Raw genomic sequence first — 3,438 nt, 5'->3', positions numbered from 1 at the left:
AAGTCCGGCGGTGTCCTACTCTCCCACAAGGTCCCCCTTGCAGTACCATCGGCGCTGAGAGGCTTAGCTTCCGGGTTCGGAATGTGGCCGGGCGTTTCCCTCTCGCTATGACCGCCGAAACATCTGGTGATGTGTTCGACATCAAGCTTTCTCTATGAAAGTTTCTGGTGCCCGTACATCGGGAACCACAAAGTGGACGCGAGCACCGCAGGAAACGGTGTGTTATCAAGTCATCGGCTTATTAGTACCAGTCAGCTGCACCCATTGCTGGGCTTCCACGTCTGGCCTATCAACCCAGTAGTCTGCTGGGAGCCTCTCCACCCGAAGGTGATGGAAGTCTCATCTTGAGGCCGGCTTCCCGCTTAGATGCTTTCAGCGGTTATCCATCCCGAACGTAGCCAACCAGCGGTGCCCTTGGCAGGACAACTGGCACACCAGAGGTTCGTCCAACCCGGTCCTCTCGTACTAGGGTCAGATCCTCTCAAACTTCCTACGCGCGCAGCGGATAGGGACCGAACTGTCTCACGACGTTCTAAACCCAGCTCGCGTACCGCTTTAATGGGCGAACAGCCCAACCCTTGGGACCTACTCCAGCCCCAGGATGCGACGAGCCGACATCGAGGTGCCAAACCATGCCGTCGATATGGACTCTTGGGCAAGATCAGCCTGTTATCCCCGAGGTACCTTTTATCCGTTGAGCGACAGCGCTTCCACAAGCCACTGCCGGATCACTAGTCCCGACTTTCGTCCCTGCTCGACCTGTCAGTCTCACAGTCAAGCTCCCTTGTGCACTTACACTCGCCACCTGATTGCCAACCAGGTTGAGGGAACCTTTGGGCGCCTCCGTTACTCTTTGGGAGGCAACCGCCCCAGTTAAACTACCCACCAGGCACTGTCCCTGAACCGGATCACGGTCCGAAGTTAGATATCCAGAGTGACCAGAGTGGTATTTCAACAACGACTCCACAATGACTGGCGTCACTGCTTCACAGTCTCCCACCTATCCTACACAAGCCACACCGAACACCAATACCAAGCTGTAGTAAAGGTCACGGGGTCTTTCCGTCCTGCTGCGCGTAACGAGCATCTTTACTCGTAATGCAATTTCGCCGAGTTCGTGGTTGAGACAGTTGGGAAGTCGTTACGCCATTCGTGCAGGTCGGAACTTACCCGACAAGGAATTTCGCTACCTTAGGATGGTTATAGTTACCACCGCCGTTTACCGGGGCTTAAATTCTCAGCTTCGCCTTGCGGCTGACCGGTCCTCTTAACCTTCCGGCACCGGGCAGGCGTCAGTCCGTATACATCGTCTTGCGACTTCGCACGGACCTGTGTTTTTAATAAACAGTCGCTACCCACTGGTCTCTGCGGCCCACACACGCTTTCGAAGCAAGTTCTAATACGCGCTGGGCCCCCCTTCTCCCGAAGTTACGGGGGCATTTTGCCGAGTTCCTTAACCACGATTATCTCGATCTCCTCGGTATTCTCTACCTGACCACCTGAGTCGGTTTGGGGTACGGGCGGCTAGAACCTCGCGTCGATGCTTTTCTCGGCAGCATAGGATCACCCACTTTTCATCCCCATCACATCTCAGCCTATGTGAGCCACGGATTTGCCTATGGCTCGGCCTACATGCTTGGACCAGGACAACCATCGCCTGGCTTGGGCTACCTTCCTGCGTCACACCTGTTAATACGCTAACCGCACCAGCATGGGGTCGCGCGCTCCACCAGACGGTGCCACCCGAAGGCGGCGATATCTGGCTTTGGGCGCTTAGCACCACTGGATTGATTGGGGCGGTTCTTCGCCGGTACGGGAATATCAACCCGTTGTCCATCGACTACGCCTGTCGGCCTCGCCTTAGGTCCCGACTTACCCAGGGAAGATTAGCTTGACCCTGGAACCCTTGGTCTTCCGGAGGACGTGTTTCTCACACGTCTTTCGCTACTCATGCCTGCATTCTCACTCGTGTGGCCTCCACGGCTGGATCACTCCGCCGCTTCACCGCCCACACGACGCTCTCCTACCCATCAACACGGCTGGACCACGAAGGCCTACCAAAAATGTCAATGCCACAACTTCGGTGGCGTGCTTGAGCCCCGTTACATTGTCGGCGCGGAATCACTTGACCAGTGAGCTATTACGCACTCTTTCAAGGGTGGCTGCTTCTAAGCCAACCTCCTGGTTGTCTGAGCAACTCCACATCCTTTCCCACTTAGCACGCGCTTAGGGACCTTAGATGGTGGTCTGGGTTGTTTCCCTCTCGACGATGAAGCTTATCCCCCACCGTCTCACTGCTGCGCTCTCACTTACCGGCATTCGGAGTTTGGCTGACGTCAGTAACCTTGTAGGGCCCATCGGCCATCCAGTAGCTCTACCTCCGGCAAGAAACACGCAACGCTGCACCTAAATGCATTTCGGAGAGAACCAGCTATCACGAAGTTTGATTGGCCTTTCACCCCTATCCACAGCTCATCCCCTCAGTTTTCAACCTAAGTGGGTTCGGCCCTCCACGACGTCTTACCGTCGCTTCAGCCTGGCCATGGATAGATCACTTCGCTTCGGGTCTAGGACACGCGACTGACTCGCCCTATTCAGACTCGCTTTCGCTACGGCTGCCCCACACGGGTTAACCTCGCCACGTATCACTAACTCGCAGGCTCATTCTTCAAAAGGCACGCCGTCACCCCAACAAGGAGGCTCCGACGGTTTGTAAGCAAACGGTTTCAGGTACTATTTCACTCCCCTCCCGGGGTACTTTTCACCTTTCCCTCACGGTACTTGTCCGCTATCGGTCATCTGGGAGTATTTAGGCTTACCAGGTGGTCCTGGCAGATTCACACGGGATTTCACGGGCCCCGTGCTACTTGGGATACCACTCGCGGCAGGAAACGCATGTCGACTACGGGGCTACCACCCGCTCTGGCCGGCCATTCAAAACCGTTCGTCTATACGCACCTGTACCACCGAGACCTGCGGCAGCGGTCTCAGAATGGTCCCACAACCCCGAACGTGCAACACCTGCCGGCTATCACACACGATCCGGTTTAGCCTCATCCGCTTTCGCTCGCCACTACTCACGGAATCACTGTTGTTTTCTCTTCCTGTGGGTACTGAGATGTTTCACTTCCCCACGTTCCCTCTACCCGCCCTATATATTCAGACGGGAGTCACCAGGTCAGCACGCCGCCTGGCGGGGTTTCCCCATTCGGAAATCCTCGGATCACAGCCCGCTTATCGGCTCCCCAAGGCTTATCGCAGATTGCTACGTCCTTCTTCGGCTCCAGATGCCAAGGCATCCACCGTTTGCTCTTAAAGACTTGAAATCACATGAGCCACAGAACCCCCGAAAGGATCCTGTGTTCGCTTCTTTAAGATGCTCGCGTCCACTGTGTAGTTCTCAAAGTACGGGCGGCACCCCACCCTCCCCGACCAGAC

At 56.0% G+C, this 3,438-nt stretch carries 2 rRNA genes; both read right to left on the bottom strand.

What is annotated here, in order from left to right:
• Positions 1-2 precede the first annotated feature (2 nt).
• Positions 3-119, bottom strand: a 5S ribosomal RNA gene (rrf, locus tag ACWXWW_RS17750).
• A gap of 102 nt (positions 120-221) precedes the next feature.
• A 23S ribosomal RNA gene (locus tag ACWXWW_RS17745) occupies positions 222-3,326 on the bottom strand.
• Positions 3,327-3,438 lie beyond the last annotated feature (112 nt).

It is taken from the genome of Microbacterium sp. KNMS (assembly GCF_053851835.1).
Note: the sequence above shows the minus strand (reverse complement) of the source record. Positions and strands in the feature narration are given on the sequence as shown.